Origin of the sequence: Phenylobacterium sp. NIBR 498073, assembly GCF_027286305.1 — a bacterium.
Classification (GTDB): domain Bacteria; phylum Pseudomonadota; class Alphaproteobacteria; order Caulobacterales; family Caulobacteraceae; genus Phenylobacterium.
The window spans coordinates 2,372,551-2,396,273 of the sequence record NZ_CP114599.1; the positions used below are offsets into that span (position 1 = coordinate 2,372,551).

The 23,723-nt window shown below is 69.3% G+C and carries 22 protein-coding genes; 18 read left to right on the forward strand and 4 right to left on the reverse strand.

Features of this window, described 5'->3' with window-relative positions; all coding sequences use genetic code 11:
* The first annotated feature begins 69 nt into the window (after positions 1-69).
* From O4N75_RS11845 to O4N75_RS11905, 13 genes are all read left to right on the forward strand, one after another.
* Positions 70-774, forward strand: coding sequence for a hypothetical protein (locus tag O4N75_RS11845; protein ID WP_269625754.1), 705 nt, complete (start codon positions 70-72; stop codon positions 772-774).
* Positions 771-1,229 (forward strand): DNA polymerase III subunit chi, encoded by a 459-nt coding sequence (locus O4N75_RS11850; protein WP_269625755.1) that lies wholly within the window; start codon positions 771-773, stop codon positions 1,227-1,229. Before O4N75_RS11845 ends, O4N75_RS11850 begins: the two co-directional genes overlap by 4 nt.
* Positions 1,226-1,546, forward strand: coding sequence for a peptidase inhibitor I78 (locus O4N75_RS11855; protein ID WP_269625756.1), 321 nt, complete (start codon positions 1,226-1,228; stop codon positions 1,544-1,546). Before O4N75_RS11850 ends, O4N75_RS11855 begins: the two co-directional genes overlap by 4 nt.
* Positions 1,547-1,559: 13 nt before the next feature.
* Positions 1,560-2,135 (forward strand): NTP transferase domain-containing protein, encoded by a 576-nt coding sequence (locus O4N75_RS11860; protein ID WP_269625757.1) that lies wholly within the window; start codon positions 1,560-1,562, stop codon positions 2,133-2,135.
* An 88-nt stretch (positions 2,136-2,223) separates the two neighbouring features.
* A complete protein-coding gene (locus O4N75_RS11865) occupies positions 2,224-2,802 on the forward strand; it encodes an ANTAR domain-containing protein (protein WP_269625758.1) in 579 nt (192 codons plus the stop codon).
* Positions 2,799-3,791, forward strand: coding sequence for a CmpA/NrtA family ABC transporter substrate-binding protein (locus O4N75_RS11870; RefSeq protein ID WP_269625759.1), 993 nt, complete (start codon positions 2,799-2,801; stop codon positions 3,789-3,791). Before O4N75_RS11865 ends, O4N75_RS11870 begins: the two co-directional genes overlap by 4 nt.
* Before the next feature lie 221 nt (positions 3,792-4,012).
* Complete coding sequence (locus O4N75_RS11875) at positions 4,013-5,230, forward strand: nitrate/nitrite transporter (RefSeq protein WP_269625760.1); 1,218 nt, start codon at positions 4,013-4,015, stop codon at positions 5,228-5,230.
* 13 nt (positions 5,231-5,243) lie between these two features.
* On the forward strand, positions 5,244-7,700 hold the full coding sequence (nirB, locus tag O4N75_RS11880; protein ID WP_269625761.1) for a nitrite reductase large subunit NirB: 2,457 nt from the start codon (positions 5,244-5,246) through the stop codon (positions 7,698-7,700).
* Positions 7,697-8,035 (forward strand): nitrite reductase small subunit NirD, encoded by a 339-nt coding sequence (gene nirD, locus O4N75_RS11885; RefSeq protein ID WP_269625762.1) that lies wholly within the window; start codon positions 7,697-7,699, stop codon positions 8,033-8,035. Before nirB ends, nirD begins: the two co-directional genes overlap by 4 nt.
* Positions 8,036-8,039: 4 nt before the next feature.
* Entirely contained in the window at positions 8,040-10,697 is a 2,658-nt protein-coding gene (locus O4N75_RS11890; protein WP_269625763.1) for a nitrate reductase, read from the forward strand.
* Complete coding sequence (gene cobA / locus O4N75_RS11895) at positions 10,687-11,448, forward strand: uroporphyrinogen-III C-methyltransferase (RefSeq protein ID WP_269625764.1); 762 nt, start codon at positions 10,687-10,689, stop codon at positions 11,446-11,448. Before O4N75_RS11890 ends, cobA begins: the two co-directional genes overlap by 11 nt.
* Before the next feature lie 67 nt (positions 11,449-11,515).
* Positions 11,516-12,484: a magnesium/cobalt transporter CorA gene (corA, locus tag O4N75_RS11900; RefSeq protein ID WP_269625765.1), complete on the forward strand. Its 969-nt coding sequence runs from the start codon at positions 11,516-11,518 to the stop codon at positions 12,482-12,484.
* Between the two features lie 2 nt (positions 12,485-12,486).
* On the forward strand, positions 12,487-13,149 hold the full coding sequence (locus tag O4N75_RS11905) for an alpha/beta family hydrolase (RefSeq protein ID WP_269625766.1): 663 nt from the start codon (positions 12,487-12,489) through the stop codon (positions 13,147-13,149).
* On the opposite strand, the gene O4N75_RS11910 is transcribed toward O4N75_RS11905, so the two are convergent.
* Positions 13,146-14,507, reverse strand: coding sequence for an NAD(P)-binding domain-containing protein (locus O4N75_RS11910; RefSeq protein WP_269625767.1), 1,362 nt, complete (start codon positions 14,505-14,507; stop codon positions 13,146-13,148). The genes O4N75_RS11905 and O4N75_RS11910 overlap by 4 nt on opposite strands.
* 156 nt (positions 14,508-14,663) lie before the next feature.
* Here O4N75_RS11910 and O4N75_RS11915 point away from each other — a divergent pair, with 156 nt between their 5' ends.
* Entirely contained in the window at positions 14,664-16,235 is a 1,572-nt protein-coding gene (locus tag O4N75_RS11915) for a PAS domain-containing sensor histidine kinase (protein ID WP_269625768.1), read from the forward strand.
* On the opposite strand, the gene O4N75_RS11920 is transcribed toward O4N75_RS11915, so the two are convergent.
* The 3 genes from O4N75_RS11920 to O4N75_RS11930 all read right to left on the reverse strand — a co-directional run bounded on the left by O4N75_RS11920 (position 16,219) and on the right by O4N75_RS11930 (position 19,907).
* Entirely contained in the window at positions 16,219-17,154 is a 936-nt protein-coding gene (locus O4N75_RS11920; protein ID WP_269625769.1) for a LysR family transcriptional regulator, read from the reverse strand. The genes O4N75_RS11915 and O4N75_RS11920 overlap by 17 nt on opposite strands.
* Before the next feature lie 22 nt (positions 17,155-17,176).
* Entirely contained in the window at positions 17,177-18,844 is a 1,668-nt protein-coding gene (locus O4N75_RS11925) for an FAD-dependent monooxygenase (protein WP_269625770.1), read from the reverse strand.
* A 94-nt stretch (positions 18,845-18,938) separates the two neighbouring features.
* On the reverse strand, positions 18,939-19,907 hold the full coding sequence (locus O4N75_RS11930; RefSeq protein WP_269625771.1) for a LysR family transcriptional regulator: 969 nt from the start codon (positions 19,905-19,907) through the stop codon (positions 18,939-18,941).
* Positions 19,908-20,000: 93 nt separating this feature from the next.
* Here O4N75_RS11930 and O4N75_RS11935 point away from each other — a divergent pair, with 93 nt between their 5' ends.
* The 4 genes from O4N75_RS11935 to O4N75_RS11950 all read left to right on the forward strand — a co-directional run bounded on the left by O4N75_RS11935 (position 20,001) and on the right by O4N75_RS11950 (position 23,722).
* Entirely contained in the window at positions 20,001-21,206 is a 1,206-nt protein-coding gene (locus O4N75_RS11935) for an acyl-CoA dehydrogenase family protein (RefSeq protein ID WP_269625772.1), read from the forward strand.
* Complete coding sequence (locus O4N75_RS11940) at positions 21,203-21,742, forward strand: flavin reductase family protein (protein ID WP_269625773.1); 540 nt, start codon at positions 21,203-21,205, stop codon at positions 21,740-21,742. Before O4N75_RS11935 ends, O4N75_RS11940 begins: the two co-directional genes overlap by 4 nt.
* A 76-nt stretch (positions 21,743-21,818) precedes the next feature.
* Positions 21,819-23,177 (forward strand): Rieske 2Fe-2S domain-containing protein, encoded by a 1,359-nt coding sequence (locus tag O4N75_RS11945; protein ID WP_269625774.1) that lies wholly within the window; start codon positions 21,819-21,821, stop codon positions 23,175-23,177.
* Positions 23,177-23,722, forward strand: a complete 546-nt coding sequence (locus tag O4N75_RS11950) for a 3-phenylpropionate/cinnamic acid dioxygenase subunit beta (RefSeq protein ID WP_269625775.1) — start codon at positions 23,177-23,179, stop codon at positions 23,720-23,722. Before O4N75_RS11945 ends, O4N75_RS11950 begins: the two co-directional genes overlap by 1 nt.
* Position 23,723: the final 1 nt, after the last annotated feature.

Genomic DNA, 23,723 nt, shown 5'->3' on the forward strand with positions numbered 1-23,723 from the left:
AGTCAGCCATATGGCTGACAGCTCCCCCAGAGGGGGAGCATCTAGGCGCATATGCGCTACAAGCACCCCATGCGATTCATCCTGCTTCACAGCCCTCTGACGGGCGCGGCGGCCTGGGGTCCGGTTGCGGCCGAACTGGCCTCGCGCGGGATCGAAGCGACGCGGCCGGTGATCCCCCCGATGGTCGCCCTGGCCGCGCCTTACTACGAGAGCGCCGCGCGGGCCGTGGCCGCCCAGGTGCTGAGCCAGGGCGGACCGTTCGTGCTGACCGTGCACTCAGCGGCCGGCGGCCTGGCGCCGTCGGTCGTGGCGGCGACCGAGGGCCAGGTTCGCGGGGTGCTCTATGTCGATGCGATTCCGCCCCATCCGGGCCGCTGCTGGTTCGACACGGCAGGGGACGGGCTGGTGGCGAGCCTTAAGGCCAAGGCGCAGGACGGGATGATCCCCGCCTGGGATCAGTGGTTTCCTCCAGGCGCGCTGGAGAGCCTGCTGCCGGAAGGGCAGGTCCGCGAGCGCTTCGTCAGCGAGTTGGCGGCCACGCCGCTGGCCTGGTTCGAGGAACACGCCCCGCAGATCGACTTGCCGAGCGACGTCGGCTGGGGCTTCCTGCGGCTTTCGAAGGCCTACGAACGCGAGGCGGGCGAGGCGCGGCGGCTCGGTTGGCCGACCCTGCGGCGCGACCTGCATCACCTGTCGATGGCCACGCACCCGACGGAGGTCGCCAACGCCATGCTGGCCCTGACCCGGCTCCTGGGACTGAAGGCGGGCGCGTGAGCGAAGCGCCCTGCGAGGTCTGGTTCTACCACCTGGAGCGATCCGGGCTGGACCAGGTGCTGCCCGACCTGCTCGAGCGCACTCTGGGGCGCGGCTGGAAGGCGATCGTGCGTACGCGCGAGCCGGACAGGATCGAGCACCTGGATGGATGGCTGTGGTCCTATCGCGACGACAGCTTCCTGCCGCACGGGACTGCCGACGAGCCGCTGAAGGCGCGCCAGCCGATCCTGCTGACCCTGGCTATGGACAACCCCAACTCAGCCGACGTGCTGTTCGTCGTCGACGGGGCCGAGCCGGGGGACCTTGCCGGATACGCCCGATGCATGATCGTCTTCGACGGGCGTGACGAGGCTCAGCTGGCGTTCGCCCGCAGCCAGTGGAAAGCGGTGAAGGCCAAGGGGCATCCGGCGGTCTACTGGAAGCAACAGGAACGGGGATGGGAGAAACAGGCATGAAGAAGTTCATCATCCTTGGCGCGTCGCTGATCGCCCTGTCGGCCTGCGCCGACAGCCCGCCGGTGCCGCCGCCGGCCCCGCCGAAGCCCGCGCCCGCCCCCGCGCCGCAGCCGCCGAAGGAGCCTGACCAATGCGGCGCGGCCGAGGCGCAGAAGTACGTCGGGCGCCCCCGCACAGAAATCCCGGTCCCGGTGCTGCCGAATCTGCAGCGGGTGGCCTGCACGACCTGCCCGATGACCATGGACTTCAATCCCCGCCGCCTGAACTTCCTCTACGACGCGGCCACCGGGGTCGTGAAAGAGGTCAAGTGCGGCTAGCGCCGCGAGCGCGATGAGGTCGTCGCTCGGGGCGATGATCCTGACCGGCGGCGCCTCCACACGGATGGGCGCCGACAAGGCCGCGCAGCTCTGGGCTGGCGTCCCCGCGGTCGAGCGAGTCGCCGCCCTGTCGGCCGCGGTCGGGGCCAAGCCGGTGATCACGGTCGGCGGCGACGCGCACGACCTGCCGCATGTGCGTGACGAGCCGCCGCTGGGCGGGCCGGTCGGCGGGGTGCTGGCCGGCGCGGCCGCGCTGCGTCAGGCCGGCTGTCTTCGGATCCTGGTCCTGGCCGTCGACGCGCCGACCCTGCAGGCCGAGGACCTCGCTCCGTTGATCGAGGCGGCCGAGCCGGGGGCGGCCTATGAGGGACTGCACCTGCCGCTGGTGGCGAGCCTCTCGGCGCTGCCGGCGGACGCCGAGGCCGGATGGCCGCTGGCCCGCCTGGTCGAGCGCGCCGGATTGGTCCGGCTGACCTGTCCGCCGCACGTCACGGCGCGAATCCGCGGGGCGAACACGTTAGACGAGCGCGACGCCCTGCTGGCGTGCATGCCGCCGGACGATTCCGCCGAGAATTCGGGCGCCGGCTGACCGATCCTTGGGCGTTTCGGCGCTGTCGAGGGCAGGGGCGCCGCTCGCCCCCTGCTCAAGGCCCCCGCGGCGACCTTAGTCCAGCAGCATGCGCGTGCTCGTCATCGATCCCGATCCCGCCCGAGCCGCCCTCGTCGCCGAGGGCCTGGCCGGCGTGGAGCCGTTGGAGGTGCGGCGCGCGGCGGTGTTCGACGAGGCGGAGGCCGCGCGCTTCGGACCCGATGTGGTCGTGGTCGCCGCCGACAGCCCCGATCGCGACACCCTGGAGAGCCTGCGCGAGACGAGCCTGGCCAACCCGCGCCCCGTGGTGATGTTCGTCGATCGCTCCGAGCCTGGTCTGGCGGAGGAGGCGGTGCGGGCCGGGGTGGCGGCCTACATCGTCGACGGCCTCGCGGTCGGCCGCGTCAGGGCGATCCTGGAAGTGGCGATGACCCGCTTCCAGCTGATGAGCCAACTGCGTCAGGACCTGGAGCGCGCCAAGGCGGATCTGGCGTCACGCAAGAGCATCGAGCGCGCCAAGGCCTTGCTGATGAAAGAGCGGGGCCTGGAAGAAGACGCGGCCTACAAGTTGTTGCGCAAACTTTCCATGGACACTGGCCGGCCGCTGGGGGCGGTGGCGGCCGACCTGCTGGCCTTCGCGGGCGTGCTGAAGGGAGACGGCGGATGAGCCGGAGCGAGGTCCTGCGGCTGGGCTTCGTGCCCCTGACCGACAGCGCGCCGCTGGTCGTGGCGAGGGAGCGCGGGTTTTTTGAAGCGGAGGGCCTGAAGGTCGAGCTGAGCCGCGAGGTCTCGTGGGCGACGATCCGCGACAAGGTCGCCGTCGGGGCCCTGGACGGCGCTCACATGCTGGCGCCGCTGGCGCTGGCCGCCACCGTCGGCGCGGGTAGCGAACCGACCCCGATGATCGCCCCGATGGCCCTGAACCTGAACGGCGCGGCGGTGACGCTGTCGACGCGGCTGACTGCCGCTCCGGGCGAGAACGGCGAGGCCGTGGCTCTGGCCAAGCTGATCGCGCGACGGCGCAAGGAGGGGGCCAGTCCGCTGACCTTCGCGGTCGTCTATCCGTACTCGGTGCACAACTACCTGCTGCGCGACTGGCTCGCGGCGGCGGGCGTCGATCCGGACAGCGACATCCGGCTGACCGTCGCGGCGCCCTCGCGCATGGCCGAGCTGCTCGCCGACGGGGTGATCGAGGGGTTCAGCGCGGGCGAGCCGTGGAGCAGCGTGGCCGTCGCATCGGGCGCCGGACGCGTCGCGGTTCGTGCCTCGCAACTCTGGGGGCGCGCGCCTGACAAGGTGCTCGGCGTCACCCAAGAGTGGGCGCAGGAAAACGGCGAGATCCTCACCCGGCTGCTGCGGGCGCTCATCGCAGCGGCGGCCTGGTGCGACACTCCTGAACATCGCGGCGAGCTGTCGAGCCTGCTGGCCGGGACGGCCTATGTTGATGCGCCGCGTGCGGCGATCGCCGCCAGCCTCGACGATGTGATCTTCCATCGCGACGGGGCCAACGCGCCGCGCCCGGCCCAGGCGGCCTGGTTGCTGGGCCAGATGGCCCGCTGGGGCCAGGTGGCGGCCGACGCCGAGGCTTCGTCGGTGGCCGGCCAGGTCTATCGGCTTGACCTCTACGAGGCGGCCCGCGCGGGGCAGATCGCCTAAAATCCGATCATGGGGTCCGTCGGGCGCCAAGTTTTTGCACTGCAACAAAGACCTCTCGGTCAGCCCTTGATTTGCAGATGACGGTTCAGCCGGCCGGGGGTCTCCTGGCCTCGGCCTCAGGACAACGGCGTTCGCGGCCTCTGGAAACCGCCCGATGACGGGCGGGTCCGCCACCGGCGACGCCGCCGCTTCCGTCCATTCCTGCACGGGGCCATTCAGCCATGCTGAGCCGTTCATTCTTCAAGTCGGGCCACACGCCGACCCTGTTTTCGGCGTTCCTCTATTTCGACCTCAGCTTCATGGTCTGGGTGATCCTGGGGCCGTTGGGCGTCGCGATCTCCAAGACCCTGCATCTCGACGCCGGCCAGAAGGGACTGATGGTCGCCGTGCCGGTGCTTTCGGGCGCCATCCTGCGGCTGATCGCCGGGGTCATGGTCGACCACATCGGTCCCAAACGCACCGGCCTGATCGGCCAGGTCATCGTCATGGCTGGGCTCGGCCTGGCCTGGTTCCTGGGGATCAACAACTACAACCAGGTGCTGATGTTGGGCGTCGTGCTGGGCGTGGCGGGAGCCTCGTTTGCCGTCGCCCTGCCGCTGGCCTCGCGCTGGTATCCGCCGGAACACCAGGGGCTGGCCCTGGGCATCGCCGGGGCCGGCAACTCGGGCACCGCCCTGGCGGCGCTGTTCGCGCCGGGCCTGGCCCAGACCTTCGGCTGGACCAACGTCATCGGCCTGGCCGTGCTGCCGCTCGCCGTCGCCTTCGTGGTCTACCTGATCTTCGCCAAGGACGCCCCGAACCGTCCGCCGCCCAAGCCGCTGTCGGAGTATCTGGGCGTGCTGCGCACCGCCGACGCCTGGTGGCTGATGCTGCTCTACGGGGTGACCTTCGGCGGCTTCGTCGGCCTCTCGTCCTCGCTGACCATCTACTTCAACTCCGAGTACGGGCTGTCGGCCGTGACCGCCGGGTTCTTCACCGCCGCCTGCGTGTTCGCCGGCTCGTTCATCCGGCCGGTGGGCGGGGCGCTGGCCGACCGCTTCGGCGGGGTCCGAACCCTGACCGTGGTCTACATGCTGGCCGCCGTCGGTCTAACCCTGGCCAGCTTTGAAGCCGCCAACCCCTACGTCGCGCTGGCCGTGTTGATGTTCAGCATGATGGCGCTGGGGGCCGGCAACGGCGCGGTGTTCCAGCTCGCGCCGCAGCGGTTCGGCAAGGAGATCGGCGTCGTCACCGGCCTGGTCGGCATGACCGGCGGCATTGGCGGCTTCTACCTCGCCGCCAGCCTCGGCTGGGCCAAGCAGGCGACCGGCAGCTACCAGCCCGGCCTGCTGGCCTTCGCGGGCCTCGCCCTGCTGGCCCTGGCCTGCCTGACCGGGGTCAAGGCGCGCTGGCGCCAGACCTGGGGCGCGCAGGCCGCCGGCGCCCAGCTTCGTCTCTGATCGGGAGCAAGTGATGTCCAAGGAAAAGCTCGTCGTCATCGGCAACGGCATGGCCGGCTGCCGGGCGGTGCAGGAAGTGCTCAGGCGCGACCCCGACCGCTACGAGATCACCATCTTCGGCGCCGAGCCGCGGGTGAACTACGACCGGATCATGCTCTCGCCGGTGCTGGCCGGGGAGAAGGCTTTCGAGGACATCGTCCTCAACGACGAGGCCTGGTACCGCGACAACGGCATCGCCCTGCACGCCGGCCACGCGGTGACGCAGATCGACCGCGAGGCCAAGGTCGTGCGCACCGCCTCCGGCCTGGCCGAGCCCTACGACCGGCTGCTGCTGGCCATGGGGTCGGACCCGGTGCGGCTGCCGCTGCCGGGGGCGGACCTTGAGGGCGTGGTCACGTTCCGCGACCTGGACGACGTAGAGGCCATGGTCGCCGCAGCCGCCACGCCGGGTGCTAAGGCCGTTGTGATCGGCGGCGGGCTGCTGGGGATCGAGGCGGCTTACGGGCTGGTGCGCCGCGGCATGGCGGCGACCGTCATCCACCTGATGGACGTGCTGATGGAGCGCCAGCTGGACGCCTCCGCCGGATTCCTGCTGGTCGAGGCCATGGCCCAGCGCGGGGTCGAGACGGTCCTGGGCGCGCAGTCGGAGGAGATCGTCGGCCAGGACGGCAAGGTCGCCGGTCTGAAGCTCAAGGACGGCCGGGTGCTGCCGTGCGACATCCTGGTGATGGCGGTCGGCATACGCCCGAACACGGCGCTGGCGCGGGACTGCGGACTGGAGATCGGGCGCGGCGTGGTCGTCGACGACGCCATGCGCACCTCCGATCCGGCCATCCTGGCGGTCGGCGAATGCGCCGAGCACCGGGGCCAGTGCTACGGCTTGGTCGCGCCGATCTGGGAGATGTGCAAGGCGCTGGGCCAGACCCTGACCCAGGGCGAGGGAGCCTACGAGGGCTCAGTGCTCTCGACACGGCTGAAGGTCTCGGGCGTCGACGTGTTCTCGGCCGGCAAGTTCGGCGGCGGGGCTGGGTGCGAGGACATCGTGTTCCGCGACGCGGGGCGCGGGGTCTACAAGCGCGTCGTGCTGGAGGACGGCAAGGTCGCCGGCGCGGTGCTGTTCGGCGACGCCGCCGACGGGCCTTGGTACCTCGATCTGATGAAGTCGGGGGCGCAAGTCGCCGACATCCGCGAGACTCTGATCTTCGGCCAGGGCGTGACGGAGGGCCTTCGGGGCCTGGACCCTAGCGCCGCCGTTGCCGCCATGGTCGACGAGGCCGAGGTCTGCGGCTGCAACGGCGTCTGCAAGGGCGAGATCACCGGCGCGATCACCGGGCAGGGCCTTTCGACCCTGGACTCGGTGCGCGCCGTCACCAAGGCGTCGGCATCGTGCGGTTCCTGCACGCCGCTGGTCGAAAAGCTGCTGAAGCTGACCCTGGGCGACGGCTTCCAGGTGCAGACCGGACCCAAGCCCGTGTGCGGCTGCACACCCAGGGGCCACGACGAGGTGCGCCGCCGCATCGTGGCCGAGGGCCTGAAGTCGATCCCGGCGGCCATGCAGGGGCTGGAATGGACGACGCCCGACGGCTGCGCCTCGTGCCGGCCGGCGCTGAACTACTACCTGCTGTGCGCCTGGCCGGGCGAATATCGCGACGACAAGCAGTCGCGGTTCATCAACGAGCGCGCCCACGCGAACATCCAGAAGGACGGGACCTATTCGGTCGTGCCGCGGATGTGGGGCGGCATGACCAGCGCCGCCGAGCTGCGCGCCATCGCCGACGTGGTCGAGAAGTTCGACGTGCCGGCGGTCAAGGTCACCGGCGGTCAGCGCATCGACCTGCTGGGCGTCAAGAAGGACGACCTGCCAGCGGTCTGGGCCGACCTCAACGCGGCCGGCATGGTCAGCGGCCACGCCTACGCCAAGGGTCTGCGCACCGTGAAGACCTGTGTCGGCTCGGACTGGTGCCGGTTCGGAACCCAGGACTCCACGGGCCTGGGCGTGCGGCTGGAGAAGTTCATGTGGGGCTCCTGGGCCCCGGCCAAGGTCAAGCTGGCGGTCTCCGGCTGCCCGCGCAACTGCGCCGAGGCGACCTGCAAGGACATCGGCGTGATCTGCGTCGACAGCGGCTATGAGATCCATGTCGGCGGCGCGGCGGGTCTGCATATCCAGGGAACGGAGCTGCTGACCAAGGTCGCCAGCGAGGACGAGGCGGTGTGGACCATTTGCGCCGTGACCCAGCTCTACCGCGAGAACGGCTGGTACCTGGAGCGGATCTACAAGTGGATGGCCCGCGTCGGGCTGGAGAGCATCAAGGCGCAGGTCGAGGAACCGCAGGCCCGCAAGGCGCTCTACGACCGGTTCTCCTATTCGCAGCGGTTCTCGCGCATCGACCCCTGGGCCGAGCGCGTCGCCGGGCGCCATGCCGAAGAGTTCAACCCCCTCAGCCGCCGTATGGAGTTCGCGCCGTCATGAACGTGCTGGTGAAAGACCCGATCGCCTGGACCGATGTCGGCGCGGTCACCGACATCCCGCTGCGCGGCGCACGCCGGGTGCCGACGCCGGACGGCGACATCGCCATCTTCCGGACCGGCGACGGCAAGGTGTTCGCCCTTAAGGACGCCTGCCCGCACAAGGGCGGGCCGCTCAGCCAAGGCATCGTCCATGGCCACGCGGTGGCCTGTCCGCTGCACAACTGGTCGATCGACCTGGCCAGCGGGGAGCCGACGGGCGCTGACCGCGGCAAGGGCTGCACGCCGGTCGTGCCGCTCGAGGTCCGCGACGGGCGCCTGCTGCTGGGACGGAGCTGAGGTCATGGCTGGGGGCGCGGTGCGCACGGCTTGCCCCTATTGCGGCGTCGGCTGCGGCGTCGCCGGCCGGGCCGAGGGGCGGGGGCTGGAGGTGGCGGGCGATCCGGCCCACCCGTCGAACTTCGGGCGACTGTGCTCGAAGGGCTCGGCGCTCGGCGCGACAGTCGGGCTGGAAGGGCGGCTGCTCACGCCCATGATCGGCCGGCGGACGGCGAGCTGGGACGAGGCCACCGCCCTGGTCGCGCGTCGCTTCAAGGAGACGATCGCCCGGCACGGGCCGGACTCGGTCGCCTTCTACGTCTCGGGCCAGCTGCTGACCGAGGACTATTACGCCGCCAATAAGCTGATGAAGGGCTTCATCGGCTCGGGCAACATCGACACGAATTCGCGGCTCTGCATGGCCTCGGCGGTCGTCGCCCACAAGCAGGCGTTCGGCGCCGACCTGGTGCCCGGCTGCTATGATGACCTGGAGCTGGCCGACTTGGTGGTGTTCTCCGGCCACAACGCGGCCTGGACCCATCCGGTGCTGTTCCGGCGCATGGAGCAGGCCCGCGCGCGCGGCCAGCGGCACGTGGTCATCGATCCGCGCCGTACGGACACCGCCGAGGTCGCCGACCTGCACCTGGCGCTGGCCCCGCAAAGCGACGTGCGGCTGTGGAACGGCCTGCTGGCAGAGCTCGACCGACGCGGGGCGATCGATGAGGCTTATGTAGCCGCCCACGTCTCAGGGTTGGACGCGGTGATGGCGGCGCTCGCGGCCGACGACCAATCGCCAGCGGCGGTGGCGGCCGACTGCGGGGTGCCGCTGGCGGACCTGCAGACCTTCTACGACTGGTTCGCTCAGACGCCGCGGACGGTCAGCCTGTTCTCTATGGGCGCCAACCAGTCGACGCAGGGCGTCGCCAAGGGCCTGGCGATCATCAACACCCACCTGGCCACCGGCCGGATCGGCAAGCCTGGCGCGTGCCCGTTCTCGATCACCGGCCAGCCGAACGCCATGGGCGGGCGCGAGACCGGCGGCATGGCCACGACCCTGGCCGGGCACATGGACTTCGACGACGCCGCCCGCGGCCGCGTCGCCCGATTCTGGGGCGCGCAAGACGTGGCCCCGCGGCCGGGCCTGAAGGCCATCGAGATGTTCGACGCCATCGCCGAGGGCAAGATCAAGGCGCTCTGGGTGATGGCGACCAATCCGGCGGTCAGCCTGCCCAACGCCAACAAGGTCCGCGCGGCGCTGGCGGCGTGCCCGTTCGTGGTGGTCTCCGACTGCTTGGCGCAGACCGACACCGCCGAGTTCGCGCATGTGAAGCTGCCGGCCCTGGCCTGGGGCGAGAAGGACGGGACGGTCACCAACTCCGAACGGCGGATCTCGCGCCAGCGGCGGCTGTTCGATCCGCCGGGCGAGGCGCGGGCCGACTGGCGGATCATCGCCGACGTGGCCGTGGCTATGGGCCATCGCGAGGCCTTCGACTGGCGCACGCCCGCCCAGGTGTTCCGTGAGTGGGCGCGGCTGACCAACTATGAGAACCACGGCCGGATGCTGTCGTTCGGGCCGCTGGCGGCGCTGACGCCCGAGGGCTACGAGGCGCTGGAGCCGGTGCAGTGGCCGGTGACCGCCCAGGGCGGCACGGCCCGACTGTTCGCCGACGGCATGTTCCAGACCCCTGACGGCCGGGCGCGGATGGTGGTGACCCAGGCCAAGGGCCCGGCGCAGGCCCTGGACCCGTCGTATCCGCTCGCGCTCAACACAGGCCGGGTCCGCGACCACTGGCACACCCTGACGCGCACCGGCCTGGCACCCGATCTCTGCCGCCATACGCCCGAGCCGTATGTCGAGATCCATCCGACCGACGCAGGGCCGCTGGGCGTGGTCGAGGGCGCGCTGGCGCGAGTGCAGACCGCGCAGGGCGAGGCGGTCGCCCTGGCCAAGGTCACCGACCGCCAGCGACCCGGCGCGATCTTCATGCCGATGCACTGGACCCAGGCGTTCGCGCCGAGCGCGCGGGCCAACGCCCTGGTCGCCGCAGCCGTGGACCCGCAGTCGGGACAGCCGGAGTTCAAGCACACGCCCGCCCGGGTGCGCCCCTATCGTGAGACGTGGCGTGGGTTCTTCATCGCCCGCGAGACCTGGTCGGCTCCCAGCGGCCAGGACCTGGTCTGGCGGCGGATCCCGCAGCTTGGCTGCCAGTTGCACGAGTTCGCCGGGCGGGGCGATGAGGCCGAGCGCGAGTCCCTGCGCCGGGCGCTCTGCAAGGGCGCGGCGGGCGAGCCGCTGCGGTTCGAGGACGCCGCCGCGGGCAGTCTGCGCGAGGCCTATCTGGCCGGCGAGGGGCTGGAGCGGGTGCTGTTTACGGCCACGAACGGGGCGCTGCCGCCACGCGACTGGCTGGCCGAGCTGTTCGCCAAGGAGGCGCTGAGCGGGCTAGACCGCACCGCGCTGCTGATCGGCCGAGCGCCGGGGCGCGTGGTCGAGAGCGCGCCACTGGTCTGCGCCTGCCGAGGGGTCCGGGCCGACAAGATCGGCGCGGCGATCGCGGCCGGGGCCGGCAGCGTCGACGCGGTCGACGAGGCGACCGGCGCCGGCTCGTCCTGCGGGTCCTGCCGCCCGGAGATCGCCCGCATTCTCACCGAGAGCCAGAAGGAGGTACGCCATGCCGCGTGAACCTGGACGCGTCCTGCTGGTCGGGGCTGGCCCCGGCGCCGCCGATCTGCTGACGGTTCGCGCCGCGCGCGCGGTCGGCGCCGCCCAGGCGCTGCTCTACGACGCCCTGGTCCCGCAGGAGATCCTCGACCTGGCGCCGGCCAACTGCCTGAAGATCCAGACCGGCAAGCGGGCCGGGCGGACCAGCATGGCTCAGGCGACGATCAATCGGCTGATGGTGCGGCTGGCCAGGCGCGGCCTGGACGTCGTGCGGCTGAAGGGCGGCGATCCGTCCGTGTTCGGCCGGGTCGGCGAGGAGATGGCCGCCCTGCAGGCGGCAGGGATCGAGGCGCAGGTGATCCCGGGCGTAACGGCGGCGGCGGCGGCGGCGGCACAGTTCGGCTTTCCGCTGACCCATCGCGGCCAGGCGCGGCGGGTGGTGCTGACCACGGCGCGGCTGGATCAGGGCGGCCTGGCCGAAGACTGGCGCGCGGCGGCGGACCCCGAAGCGACCTTGGCGATCTATATGGGCGGGGCCTCGGCGGGCGCGATCCGGGACCGGCTGCTGGCGGCCGGACGCTCCGCGGCGACTCCGGCCCTGGCGGTCGAGAACGCCGGCCGGGCCGAAGCGCGGCTGTTCAGCGGGGTGCTGGGGGGCCTGGCCGAAACCGTGCCGGGCGACCTGGACGGCCCGGTGCTGATCGTCGTCGGCGAGGTCGCGGCCCAGGCGGTCCAGACGGCGCTTCCGGCGTTGACGCAGCTGGCGAGCTAGCCGGCTTGGCCGCAGACGCGGACCCGGCGCACACTGGCGCCGATTCCGGTTGGTCGTGGTGAAGCCGATGAGCGTGATTGCCGCCTATGTCTATGGCGAGGGCCAGCGGGTTCGCGAGATCGACCTGGGCGATCCGGCGGGCCTGGAGATGTCGCCGGGGCAGTTCGCCTGGATCGGACTGTTCGAGCCGAACGAAGCCGAGCTCGACATTTTGAAGCGGCGCTTCGACCTGCATCCGTTGGCGGTCGAGGACGCTTTGAAGGCCGCTCAGCTGCCGAAGGTCGATGTCTATGGCGACCAGCTGTTCGTCGTCGCCCGCACGGCGCATCTGGAGGGCGAGAAGATCGGATACGGCGAGACCGACATCTTCGTCGGCCCCAGTCATATCATCACCGTCCGCCATGGCTCGGCGCGCGCGCACCTGGAACTGCGCGAGCATCTGGAGGCCGCGCCTAGCCAACTCAAGCACGGCGTCGATTTCATTCTGCACGCGGTGCTCGACTTCATCGTCGACGGCTACTTCCCGATCGTCGATGCGATCGAGGAGAAGGTGCTGGAGATGGAACGCTACGCCCTCGACGCCTTCTTGAGCAGGGCCGAGGTGCTGCGCATCTTTGCTCTGCGCCGCGAACTGATGCGCTTCAAGCGGGTGCTGGGGCCGATGGAGGAGGTGGCGAGCCGCCTCGAACATCATGAAATGCCCTGCATCGACTGGGACGTGCGGCCCTATTTCCGCGACGTCTATGACCATGTGCGACGTGTCGCCTCGCTGGTCGAGGCCTTGCGCGACGTGCTCTCGTCAGTGTTCGAGGCCAGCAGCCTGATGGAGCAGCAGCGCCAGGGCGCGATCACCCGGCGGCTGGCGGCCTGGGCCGCGATTCTGGCCGTGCCCACCGCCATCGCCGGCATCTACGGCATGAACTTCGAGGTCATGCCGGAACTGAAGTGGCGCTATGGCTATCTGATGGTGATCGTCGCGATCGTGGTGATCTGCCTGGGGCTCTACGCCCAGTTCAAGCGCTCGAAGTGGTTGTAGCCATGAAATCCGTCGTGATTCCGCTGGACGCCGAGCGCAGCGTGTCGGGCTTGTGGATGCGGCCTGACGGCGCCCGCGCCGCGCTGGTCCTTGCGCATGGCGCCGGCGCGGGCATGACGCACAAGGCGATGGTCGCGACCGCCGAGGGCTTGGCCGCTCGCGGGATCGCCACCCTGCGCTACAACTTTCTCTACATGGAGCGCGGCTCGAAGCGACCGGACTCGCCTGCGCCGGCGCACGCGGCGGTGCGGGCGGCCGTCGCAAAGGCTGGTGAGCTGGCCGCCGACCTGCCGCTGTTCGCCGGTGGCCGCTCGTTCGGCGGGCGGATGACCTCCCAGGCCCAGGCCGAGCAGCCACTGCCCGACGTGCGGGGGCTGGTCTTCTTCGCATTTCCTCTGCATCCGCCGGGCAAGCCCGGGGTCGAGCGGGCGGCGCATCTGGCCGATGTGAAGGTCCCGATGCTGTTCCTGCAAGGGACCAACGACGAGTTCGCCCGGCTGGACCTGCTGAACGAGACCGTCGCCGGCCTCGGCCCCAGGGCGAGCCTGACCCTGGCGCAATTCGCCGATCATTCCTTCCACGCGCCGGCCAGGAGCGGCCGTAAGGACCCCGAGGTCCTGGCCGAGATTCTAGACGCCTGCCGCACGTGGATGGTGGCGAACTAGACCGAGGCTGCGGCCCGGGCGGCGATCGGCGGCGCGTAGCCGGCGGCCTTGGCGCGCGCCTCGCCGCGGACGATCTCCTTCAGCAGGTCGGCGACATAGACCCCGAAGTCGACCTGAATGGTGTGGCGTTTCGAGCGGTAGTATTGGCCCAGATGCGCGGCCTCGTCCCGCGTGGTGATTTCGGCCATCTCCGTGGGGGAGGGCGGCAGATAGCGACCAGCCAGATAGGCCGCCGCCAGCTTGGCCTGCTGCTCGGCGAAATTGACCAGGGTCGGCAGCGGCTGGGCCAGGCCCATATAGAACAGGTTGGGCACGGCCGGGTTCATCATCCGCTTGAACAGCGGCAGCCGATGGTCGGCGTCGGGGACCAGCGCCGGGTCGTCGAAGAATGGAAAGCGCATGTCGTAGCCGGTGGCGAAGATGATGGCGTCCACATCCTCGACGCTGCCGTCGGCGAACCGCACCTGATCGCCTTCCAGCCGTTCGATCGCCGGCTTGAACTTCACGTCGCCGCAGCCTGCGCGGGTCAGGAACTCGCCCGACACCGAGGGGTGGGCCTCCAGCGGCTCGTGATCGGGCTTGGGTAGGCCGTAGTCCTCCATCCGTCCGATCGATTTCTTGATCGCGGCGCGCGCCAACGACAGGCCGAGCTTGCGCGGCATCCAGCTCGGCATGGCCGATTTGTCGGCCGGGCGGCCGTTCATGTACTTGGGCAGCACCCAGACCCCGCGGCGGGCCGAGACCCAGAGGTTCTTGGCGATCGGCCGCTGAGCCAGCTCCGAGGCGATATCCATCGCCGAATTGCCCATGCCGACCACCACGATGTTCTTGCCGCGCATGTCGACCGGATCGAACGGGTCGCGATAGGCGTGGCTGTGGAACGCCGCGCCGTTGAACTCGCCGTCATAGTCGGGGACGCGCGGGCTCCAATGATGGCCGTTGCAGACGAACAGCACGTCGTAGAAGCGGGTTTCGCCGGTCGAGAGCTTGACCTCCCACAGGCCGTCGACCGTACGGCGCGCCTTCTCGACCGCGGTGTTGAAGGTGATGGTCGGGCGCAGGCCGAAGTGGTCGACGTAGTCCTTGAAGTACTGGAAAAGCTGGGCGTGGTGCGGGAAGTCGGGCCAGTCGGCGGGAACGGGGTAATCCTCGAACGCCAGCCGCCATTTCGAGGTGTCGATGTGCAGGCTCTCGTAGCAGGCCGACAGCCCGTTCGGGTTTCGGTAGTACCAGTTGCCGCCGATGTCGTCGGACAGCTCGAAGCAGTCGTACGGGATTCCGTGATCCTTCAGCCGCTTGGCGGTCGTGAAGCCCGAGCAGCCCGCGCCGATAATGCAGGCCTTTGGCGGCTGAGCCACGGCGTTCTCCCATACATGACCTTGGTTGGCCGGGAGGCTAGCGCCGGACCGGCCGCGGCGCCTAGATTCACGTGGGGGAACCCGATGCGATCGCGGTCATTAGCCTTCTCATGGGGCGATGGTCCGAAATAGGGACGGTCGGGATATGGGGGGCGAATGAAGCATTCTGTCGAAACGCCGCCGGTCGTGGATGAGCGGATCTATGAGCGGCTGATCCAGTCGGTCGTCGACTATGCGATCTACATGCTCGATCTCGACGGTCGCGTGATTAGCTGGAACGCCGGGGCCGAAAGGATTAAGGGCTACGCGGCGGCCGAGATCATCGGGGACAACTTCGCGCGGTTCTACACGCCCGAGGATCGAGCAGCCGGCGCGCCGCAGAACGCTCTGCGCGTCGCCTCGCAGGAAGGCCGCTTCGCCGCCGAGGGCTGGCGGCTGCGCAAGGACGGCACCCGATTCTGGGCGACGGTGGTGATCGACCCGGTGCGCGCCGACGGCGAGTTGATCGGCTTCGCCAAGATCACCCGCGACATGACCGAGTTGCATGAGGCCCAGCTGGAGCTGGAACGCTCGCGCCAGGCGTTGTTCCAGGCCCAGAAGATGGAGGCGGTCGGCCAGCTGACAGGCGGCTTGGCGCACGACTTCAACAACCTGCTGACCGGGGTGACCGGCAGCCTCGACCTCATGCGCCGGCGGCTCGACCAGGGCCGGATCAACGAGCTGGAGCGGTACATCACCGCCGCGCAAGGCGCGGCCTCTCGCGCTGCGGCCCTGACCCATCGGCTGCTGGCCTTCTCGAGACGGCAGACTCTGGAGCCGAAGGCGGTCGACGCCAACAAGCTGGTCGCCGGCATGGAAGATCTGGTCCGTCGCACGGTCGGGCCCGGGATCGTCGTGCAGACCGAGCTCAGCGCCGAGCTCTGGCCCTGCTACTGCGACCCCAACCAACTCGAGAACGCGATCCTAAATCTCTGCATCAATGGCCGTGACGCGATGGGCGAGGGCGGTCGGCTGATCATCGAGACGGGGAACGCGTTGATCGACGAGGCCGCAGGAGGCGATCGCGACATGCCGCCGGGAGAGTATGTGGCGGTGGCGGTCAGCGACACCGGGCGGGGCATCAGCCCTGAGCTGCTGTCGCGGGTGTTCGAACCGTTCTTCACCACCAAGGCTGCGGGGAAGGGGACCGGGCTCGGCTTGTCGATGATCTACGGCTTCGCCAAGCAGTCGGGCGGCCAGATCCGCATCCATTCCGAGGTTGGAGCAGGGACGTCCGTCCGCATCTACCTGCCGCGACACCGGGGCGACGCGCAGGCCGAGCAGCCCGCCGACCGCCAGGCCAGGCCGCCGGCCGGCCGCGGCGAGACGGTGTTGATCGTCGACGACGAGCCGACCATCCGCATGCTGGTCAGCGACACCCTGGCCGAGCTCGGCTACCAGGCGATCGAGGCCGCCGACGCCGCGACCGGACTGAAGCTGCTGGAATCGGACATCGCCATCGATCTACTGGTCACGGATGTCGGCCTGCCGGGCGGGATGAACGGCAAGCAGATGGCCGACGTCGCCAGGCTGCGCCGTCCTGACCTCAAGGTCATGTTCATCACCGGCTATACCGAGAACGCGGCGATTTCGAACCGCCGACTGGAGCGCGGCATGCATGTGCTGAGCAAGCCGTTTGCAATGGAGAAGCTGGCCACGCGCATTCGCACGATCATCGAGGGCGGCTGACCGGCTTAGGCAATTGGCGGCCGGCTTCGATCAAAAGGCCGCGGAACCACGCATGGGCCGGATCGCGTTCGACCGCACGCGCCCAATAGGCGGTCAGGTCGAGCGGATTGAGCGGGAAAGGCGCCTCGAAGATATCGATGTCATGGCTGCGCTGGAACCGCTCGGCCAGCCGGCGCTGGATCAGGGCCAGGGCCGAGGACGCCTCGACGATGCCGGGCAGGCTGAGGAACTGCTGGACCATCACCAGGTCGTGCTGTCGCACGCCGATCTGGCGGAAATTCACGTCCTGGTGGGTGGCGGTGTTTTTCGGCGACATGCGGAAGCGCGCGTGCCGGGCGCTGTCGTAGATCTCCCGCGTCAGCGGGCCCTGGAAGGCGCGATGCCGGCGCGAGGCGATGACCACCATGTCGTCCTCGAACAGCAAGGCCGAGGCGATGTCCTTGCCTAGCCCCTCGGCGGTGTCGGCGGGGACGGCGACCACATCGATCGCGCCGCGCAGGATCTGGGCCTGCAGGTCGCTGGGCACGTCCACGAAATAGACCGAGGCGTTCGGGGCCTGCTCGGCGAACATCTGGGTCAAGGCCGGCCCGAGCAGGAAGGTGAGATAGTCGGCGGTCGCTACGACGAAGCGCCGGGTCTCCGTCGAGGGATCGAACTGCGATGGGCGCAGCAGGCCTTCGACCTCAAGGCAGGCGCGCTCGGTCGGCTCGATGAGCTGAGCGCCCTTTTCGGTGAGCTCAAGGCGCCGTCCCACCATCACCAGCAGGTCGTCGTTGTAGGTCTCGCGCAGGCGCGCGAGCGCCGCGCTGACCGCCGACTGGCTGAGCCCGACGATCTCGGCCGTGCGGCTGACGCTGCGCGTGCGCAGCAGCTCGCGCAGGATCGGCAGCAGGTTCAAGTTGTGGCGGCGCAGCAGCAATCGACGGTTCCGAGATGGATGGTCAGCTTGCGCAGGCGTGCGCTGATTGTCGATCCGCCCCCTTGAGGCGCGCGACCAACACATCGGCGTCAGCCGGCGGATGGTCTCCACGCCAGACGATATGGGTGTCTGCGCGCACGATCATCAGGGCGGGCCGGTCGGCCGGGGCGTCCGGCCGTGGCGCGGTGACGACGGTCAGCGGCAGGCCTCCGGCCTTGGCCGCCTGCACCAGCGGTCCGCCCTCGCCGCCGGAGCTGAGCAAGGTGTAGTCGGGCCCGAGCCGGTCGAGGATCGATGTTCCGTCCGCAAGTCGGAAGTGGGGCAGGCGGCAACCCGGCGCCGTCGAGGGGGTGAAGGCGCCCATGTCGTAGGACGGCGGCGCCTCGCCGTCATAGGTGATGATCGGCGAGCCCTCGTAGAAGTATCCGAAGTTCAGTCCTTCAGGCGACATCTGCGGGACGTTGATCTCGAACAGGCGCTGGCCGAGAAACTGGCGGATCGCCTCGCCCTCGGGCGTGTCGGCTGCCAGGGCCGGCGGGATGGCGCCGCCCGCGCGCATCGCCTCGACGTTCTCCATCACCTTGCGCATCGCGAAGTGGGAGACCTGTTCGGTGATCGGTTGGCGCTCGGCCTGGTAGGCGTCGAGGATGGCCGGATCGGCCCACCCCTTGATCACGCCGCAGAGCAGCCAGGACAGGTGGACGGCGTCGGCGACACCGGCGTTCATGCCGTAGCCCGCGAACGGCACCCAGAGATGCGCGGCGTCGCCTGCGATGAACACGCGGCCGTCGCCAAAGTGCTCGGCGACCATGCGCCGGCCGATCCAGTCCTCGTGGTTGAGCACCTCCCAGCTGAAGCTCTCATCGACGCCCAGGACGTCGCGGATCGACTGGTCGAACGGCACATCATCGAAACTTTCCGCAGCGCCGACCCCGCGGTGGACGAGCCAGACCTCCTTGCCGTCGATGGCCACGACCGTGCCGCTGCGCTTGGGGTTCTGGACCCAGCTCATCCAGGCCGGCCGCCGCTCGCCGAACAGGGCCTTGAGGCCGGGCGCGCGGATCAGGCTGCTGCGGGTCCGCGAGATCTCGGCGTCGCCGACCAGGCTGACGCCCATCGCCTTGCGGATAGTGCTGCGGCCGCCGTCGCAGCCGGCCAGGTAGTCGGCCCGCACATCGAAAGCCTCGCCGTCCTCGGCCCGGCAATGAACCGTCACCCCGTCGGCGTCCTGGTCGTAGCCGAGGACGGAGGTGCGGTTGAGCACCGTGATGTTGGGCAGCGATTTCACCCGCTCGTAGAGGATCGGCTCCAGATAGAGCTGGCTGACCCGGACCATCGATTCCGGGGTCGGCCAGTGGCTGTCGTGGAACCCGGGCTGCGGACGCTCGGCCCTGGACGGCATGCGGATGCGGGTCAGTTCATGCCCGGCGACAGCGGTGCAGTAGATGGTGTCGGTGGGGTAGTCGTCGGGCAGGCCCGCGGCCCGCACCGCCTCCGACACGCCCAATCGGCGGAAGATCTCCATGGTGCGGGCCGCCACCGTATTGCACTTGGCGCTCGGGGGCTCCCCGGCCGCGCGGGCCTCGATGAGCACCACCTCGACCCCGCGCAGGGCCGCGTCGATGGCCAGGCTCATGCCGACGGGACCGGCGCCGGCGACGGCGATGGCGGTTCTGAACTTTGGCTGCATGTTCTCATCCCACAGCCCGCACGAGCGCGGATCGCCCCGACTGTGGGATCGGCGAAGCATCACGCCAAATCGATATGCCGCAGCGAGCTATCGATCAGGCTGATGGGTCCGACGTCGAGAAGGCCTGCGCGCATCGGCGTAACGCTTCGCGCAGCCAGGCGATCTCCGGGTCGGCGTCGCGACGCTTCAGCCATATCATCACCAGTTCCAGATCAGGCACCGGGATCGGGGAAGGGACGGCCTGCAGCGGCAGGCTGCGGACGGCCGCGGCGGCGAGGCTGGACGGAACCAGGGTCAGACAGTCGCTGGCCGCGGCGACCAGCGGCAGAACCGAAAAGTCGGAGGTCAGCAGGCGGTCGAACTGGCTGATGCCTTGCTCCATCAGATAGGCGTGCTCGAGGCTGGCGTGGACATCGAGGTCTAGAAAGAAACTGGCATGCGGGCGCCTCAGGTAGGCCTCCCTCGACAGGCCGGCCGCCAACTGCGCATCGTCCGCCCGGCCCAGGCAGACGAACGGATCACGCGCCAGATCCTCGACCGCGAACTCGGCCATCACCTTCGGCGCGTCGAAGATCGCCGCCGACACGATCTGACGCGGCGTGATCAGCAGGTCGATGTTCTCTAGGCGAAGGTCCTCGGCCGAGCGGCTGCGCGCGGTGACCATCTGGACGCTGACGTGCGGCGCTTCCTCGCCGAGAAGGCGGGTGAGGTTCGGGGTCATCACCGCGGTGACGTAGTCGGCCGTCGCGATGCGGTAGCGCCGCTGCGAGCGCTCAGGCGCAAAGGCCTCGCCGGCCAACACCTCCGATACCGCGGTCAACGCAGCTTCCAGCGGGCCGATCAGCCGGCGGGCTTTCTCCGTGAGCCGCAAGCCTCGGCCGTCCTTGACCAGGAGTTCGTCGTCGAAGTGCTCGCGCAGACGCCGCAGGCTGTTGCTGACCGCCGACTGGGTCAGGTTCAGCGCCTCCGCGGCGCGGGTCAGGTTGCGATGTTTCAGGACCTCGCGCAGCACCGGCAGGAGGTTGAGGTTCGTCACCCGCAGGCGCCGTTCGAGCTCGTCCATCGATTTAGCCATTCATCAAAATGATGACTTAGATCAGACCAGAAAAGTTCTGGTGTCACCCCGCTTGGCGCAGAAAGGCGGCGGGAGGACCACATGAACAAGATCGCCACCCCGACAATCCCGTCCGCCGCACCGAGCGCCGCCGCGCTCCTGCAACGCGCCCGCGCCATGGTTCCGGTGCTCGCCGCCCGCGCCCAGGCCACCGAGGACGCGCGCAGCGTGCTGCCGGAGACGATCGCCGATTTCGAGGCCGCGGGCTTCTTTCGGATCCTGCAACCGGCTCAGTACGGCGGCTACGAGATGACGCCGATGGAGATGTTCGACGTCGCCATGGAGTTGGCCAAGGGCTGTCCGTCGAGCGCATGGTGCATGTGCCTGTTGGCGATCCACAATTGGGAGATCGGCCTGCTGGATCCGCAGGCGGCGCAGGACATTTGGGGCCGCGACCACACGGTGCGGCTGTCCTCTTCCTATGCGCCGTTCGGAACCGTCGAGCGGGTCGAGGGCGGTTTCCGGATCAGCGGCCGCTGGCCGTTCTCGAGCGGCTGCGATCACGGCGACTGGGCAATCCTCGGCGGCCGTGCGCCGTCGGAGCCGGGAACACCGCCGGACATGCGGGCCTTCATCGTGCCGCGCCGCGACTACGTCATCGACGACACCTGGCACGTGCTCGGGCTACGGGGCACCGGCAGCAAGGATGTCGTGGTCGAAGGCGCCTTCGTCCCCGAGCATCTGACCCACAAGTTCGCCGACTCGTACTTCGGCATGGATCCGGGTCGTGCGACCTTCACCGCACCGACCTATCGATATCCGTTCGGGATCGTGTTCGCCTACACGCTCGCCGTCGTGACCCTGGGCATGGCCGAGGGCGCCCGCGAGGTCTTCCTCGAACAGATGCAGACGCGCCTTGGGGCCTATGACGGCGCCAAGGCGAGCGAAGACCCTCTAGTCCGCCAGCGTGTGGCTCTCGCCGACACGATGATCCGCAGCCAGCGGGCGTTGCTGGCCGCCAATTTCGCCGACCTCGCGCGCTACGTGGCCGCCGACGAGCCGATCCCGCTGGACCTGCGGGTCCGTTGCAAATGGGACGCCCAGCAGATGTCGCGTGTGGCGATGGAGGCGATCGAGCTGCTGTTCAAGGCCAGCGGTGGGCGCGGCATCCGCCAAGAGAACCCGCTGCAGCGCTTCTTCCGCGACGTGCAGGCCGCCTCAAACCACGCCTACCTGAACGCCGACAAGGGCGCGCTGAACGCCGGCGGCGTCCTGCTGGGGGCGGCCAACGGCGACTTCGCGCTGTGAGCCGTGAGGTCGGCGAGGCATTCAAGACGGCGCTTCGGCGGCTGGCGGCGACGCCCTGCATCATCGCCGCTCGCGCCGACGACGGGACGCAAGTCGGGATGACGGCCACAGCGGTGGCGGCTCTGAGCACCGGGCCGGCCTCGCTGCTTGTCAGCATCGACCGCGCCCGCAGCCTGCACCGATTGATTCACCCGGGAAGACGCTTTTCGGTCAACCTGTTGGACCAGCGGAACGCGGGCCTTTGCGCCCCGTTCGCCGGCGGAGCATCGCAGACCGAGCGCTTTGCGCTGGGAGATTGGCGCGACGACAACGGCGCCCCATTCCTCGCAGGGGCAGCAAGCTTCAGCTGTGCGACGCAGGCGGCGCTCGACTACGCCACCCACACAATTGTCGTCGGCCTGGTCGAGCAGGTCCGGCTCGGCGGCGACGGGGGGCCAGTCGCCTACGCCGAAGGCGCGCTGCACTCGCTGACGCCGTGGGCGCCGGACGAATTGTCAATTTTGCCGAACGGCCGGGGATCAACCGCGGGGCCGTGACGACCTAGCCTGCCTGAAATCGCCGGCCGGAAAGGCTGCGGGGCGAGCCCGACAAGGCGATGCAGACGGAGGAAACATGGCGGACGGTAACCAGGTCCACGCTGCGTGGGGGCGTGAAGAGATCCTGTCGCTCTTCGACCCGTCGTCGGGTCGGCTCGACCGGCGGATCTATGACGACGAGGCGATCTATCGGCTGGAGCTCGAGCGGATCTTCGCCCGCGGCTGGAACTTCATGTGCCACGAGTCCCAGATCCCCAACGCTGGCGACTACTTCATCAATTACATCGGCGAGGATCAGGTTATCGTCGTCCGGGACGGCGAGGGGCAGGTCAACGTCCTGCTGAACACCTGCCGGCATCGCGGCAATGCGCTTTGCCGGGCCGAGCAGGGCAACGCCAAGTCCTTCGTCTGCAGCTACCACGGCTGGAACTATGCGCTGAACGGCGACCTGATCGGCGTTCCGGGCCTGAAGAACTACTATCGCGGCGACTTCGACAAGAGCCAGCACGGGCTGGCCAAGGCCGCTCAGGTCGATAGCTATCTCGGCTTCTACTTCGCCACGCTCGATCCGCAGGCGCCGCGGCTGCACGACTTCCTGGGCGACGTCGGCCGGGCCGGGTTGGGCATGGCGGCCGCCTACGGGGACGTGATCGTCCTCGACGGCATCCAGAAGAACGTCATCGACTGCAACTGGAAGATCGCGGTCGACAATCTCTTCGACTGGTACCACGTCATGTACAGCCACGCCTCGGCCAACAGCACCGGGTTCGTGGATCTCGCCCAGATCCTGCACCCCGACAGCCAGCTGGTGATCCTGGGCGAGTATGGCCACGGCATCGGCGGTCCGGGCATTCCCAAGCCAATGCAGGACCAGCTCGACCAATTGAGCGACGCCCAGCGCGAGGAGGTCTCCAAGACCATGCCGTTCCGGCTGCGTCCGGCGAGCGCCAAGGACCTGATGGGGGCGACCGGGGTGCGTAGCATGGGGCACCCGAACATCTTCCCGAACCTCTGGATCACGCTCAACGGAACGCAGCTCTGCCTGCGCCTGCCGCGCGGCCCGGGCTCCACCGAGCTTTGGTGGTTCACGGTCACGCCCAAGGAATTCAGCCCCGAGCAGCGACGCGCCGTCGTTCGCACGGCGACCCACCTGTTCGGACCGGCGGGCCTGCTCGAACAGGACGACGGCGAGAACTGGAGCCAGAGCACGCGCGCCTCTCGCGGGGTCTTCAGCCGCAGCCTGGACCACACCCTGCAGATGGGCCTTGGGCATGACGTGGCGGTCGCCGAGCCCGGCGGCGGCGCGGCGATCGACACCTGCATCAGCGAACACGGCCAGCGTTGGCTCTACCGATCCTGGACCGAATGGCTGGCGGCCAAGGACTGGACTGACCTCAAAGCCAATCACTCGGCCCCGCCGAAGGGGAAGGTCTGATGAGTGCGCTCGACATCGCACGACCGGCGACGCCTGGGCTCGAAGCCGCCCTGCTGCAGCACCGGGTCGAACAGTTTCTCTACGATGAGGCGGCGCTGCTTGACGCGCGTCGCTACCGCGACTGGCTCGCCCTGATCGCCGAGGACATGCACTACTGGATGCCGATCCGGCGGACCGTGACCCAGGCCGACGTGGCCATGGAGTTCACCAAGGTCGGCGACATGGCCTTCTTCGACGACGACCGCGAGATGCTGGAGATGCGGGTCAAGAAGCTGGAGGCCGGTTCGGCCTGGTCTGAGGACCCGCCGTCGCGCTCGCGCCACTTCATCTCCAATGTGCGGGTCACCGAAGCCGCCGGCGACGAGATCACGGCCGAGAGCTGCTTCTGCCTCTATAGGACGCGGCTCAACACCGAAGTCGACGCTTGGACCGGGCGAAGGGTCGACGGACTGCGCCTTGTTGGCGATCGGTTCCTGCTGACCCGCCGTCACCTGTTCCTGGACCAGACGCTGATCCGGTCCACGAACATGAGCACCCTGTTCTGAG

Excerpts from the sequence above, each read along its gene's own strand:
- O4N75_RS11845 (WP_269625754.1), top strand. The coding sequence starts at position 70 with ATGCGATTCATCCTGCTTCACAGCCCTCTGACGGGCGCGGCGGCCTGG.
- O4N75_RS11905 (WP_269625766.1), top strand. The coding sequence starts at position 12,487 with ATGAAATCCGTCGTGATTCCGCTGGACGCCGAGCGCAGCGTGTCGGGC.
- nirD (WP_269625762.1), top strand. The coding sequence starts at position 7,697 with ATGAACGTGCTGGTGAAAGACCCGATCGCCTGGACCGATGTCGGCGCG.
- O4N75_RS11925 (WP_269625770.1), bottom strand. The coding sequence starts at position 18,844 with ATGCAGCCAAAGTTCAGAACCGCCATCGCCGTCGCCGGCGCCGGTCCC.
- O4N75_RS11890 (WP_269625763.1), top strand. The coding sequence starts at position 8,040 with ATGGCTGGGGGCGCGGTGCGCACGGCTTGCCCCTATTGCGGCGTCGGC.
- O4N75_RS11950 (WP_269625775.1), top strand. The coding sequence starts at position 23,177 with ATGAGTGCGCTCGACATCGCACGACCGGCGACGCCTGGGCTCGAAGCC.
- O4N75_RS11915 (WP_269625768.1), top strand. The coding sequence starts at position 14,664 with ATGAAGCATTCTGTCGAAACGCCGCCGGTCGTGGATGAGCGGATCTAT.
- corA (WP_269625765.1), top strand. The coding sequence starts at position 11,516 with ATGAGCGTGATTGCCGCCTATGTCTATGGCGAGGGCCAGCGGGTTCGC.
- O4N75_RS11860 (WP_269625757.1), top strand. The coding sequence starts at position 1,560 with ATGAGGTCGTCGCTCGGGGCGATGATCCTGACCGGCGGCGCCTCCACA.
- O4N75_RS11865 (WP_269625758.1), top strand. The coding sequence starts at position 2,224 with ATGCGCGTGCTCGTCATCGATCCCGATCCCGCCCGAGCCGCCCTCGTC.
- O4N75_RS11930 (WP_269625771.1), bottom strand. The coding sequence starts at position 19,907 with ATGGACGAGCTCGAACGGCGCCTGCGGGTGACGAACCTCAACCTCCTG.
- O4N75_RS11945 (WP_269625774.1), top strand. The coding sequence starts at position 21,819 with ATGGCGGACGGTAACCAGGTCCACGCTGCGTGGGGGCGTGAAGAGATC.
- O4N75_RS11875 (WP_269625760.1), top strand. The coding sequence starts at position 4,013 with ATGCTGAGCCGTTCATTCTTCAAGTCGGGCCACACGCCGACCCTGTTT.
- O4N75_RS11870 (WP_269625759.1), top strand. The coding sequence starts at position 2,799 with ATGAGCCGGAGCGAGGTCCTGCGGCTGGGCTTCGTGCCCCTGACCGAC.
- nirB (WP_269625761.1), top strand. The coding sequence starts at position 5,244 with ATGTCCAAGGAAAAGCTCGTCGTCATCGGCAACGGCATGGCCGGCTGC.
- O4N75_RS11935 (WP_269625772.1), top strand. The coding sequence starts at position 20,001 with ATGAACAAGATCGCCACCCCGACAATCCCGTCCGCCGCACCGAGCGCC.
- O4N75_RS11855 (WP_269625756.1), top strand. The coding sequence starts at position 1,226 with ATGAAGAAGTTCATCATCCTTGGCGCGTCGCTGATCGCCCTGTCGGCC.
- cobA (WP_269625764.1), top strand. The coding sequence starts at position 10,687 with ATGCCGCGTGAACCTGGACGCGTCCTGCTGGTCGGGGCTGGCCCCGGC.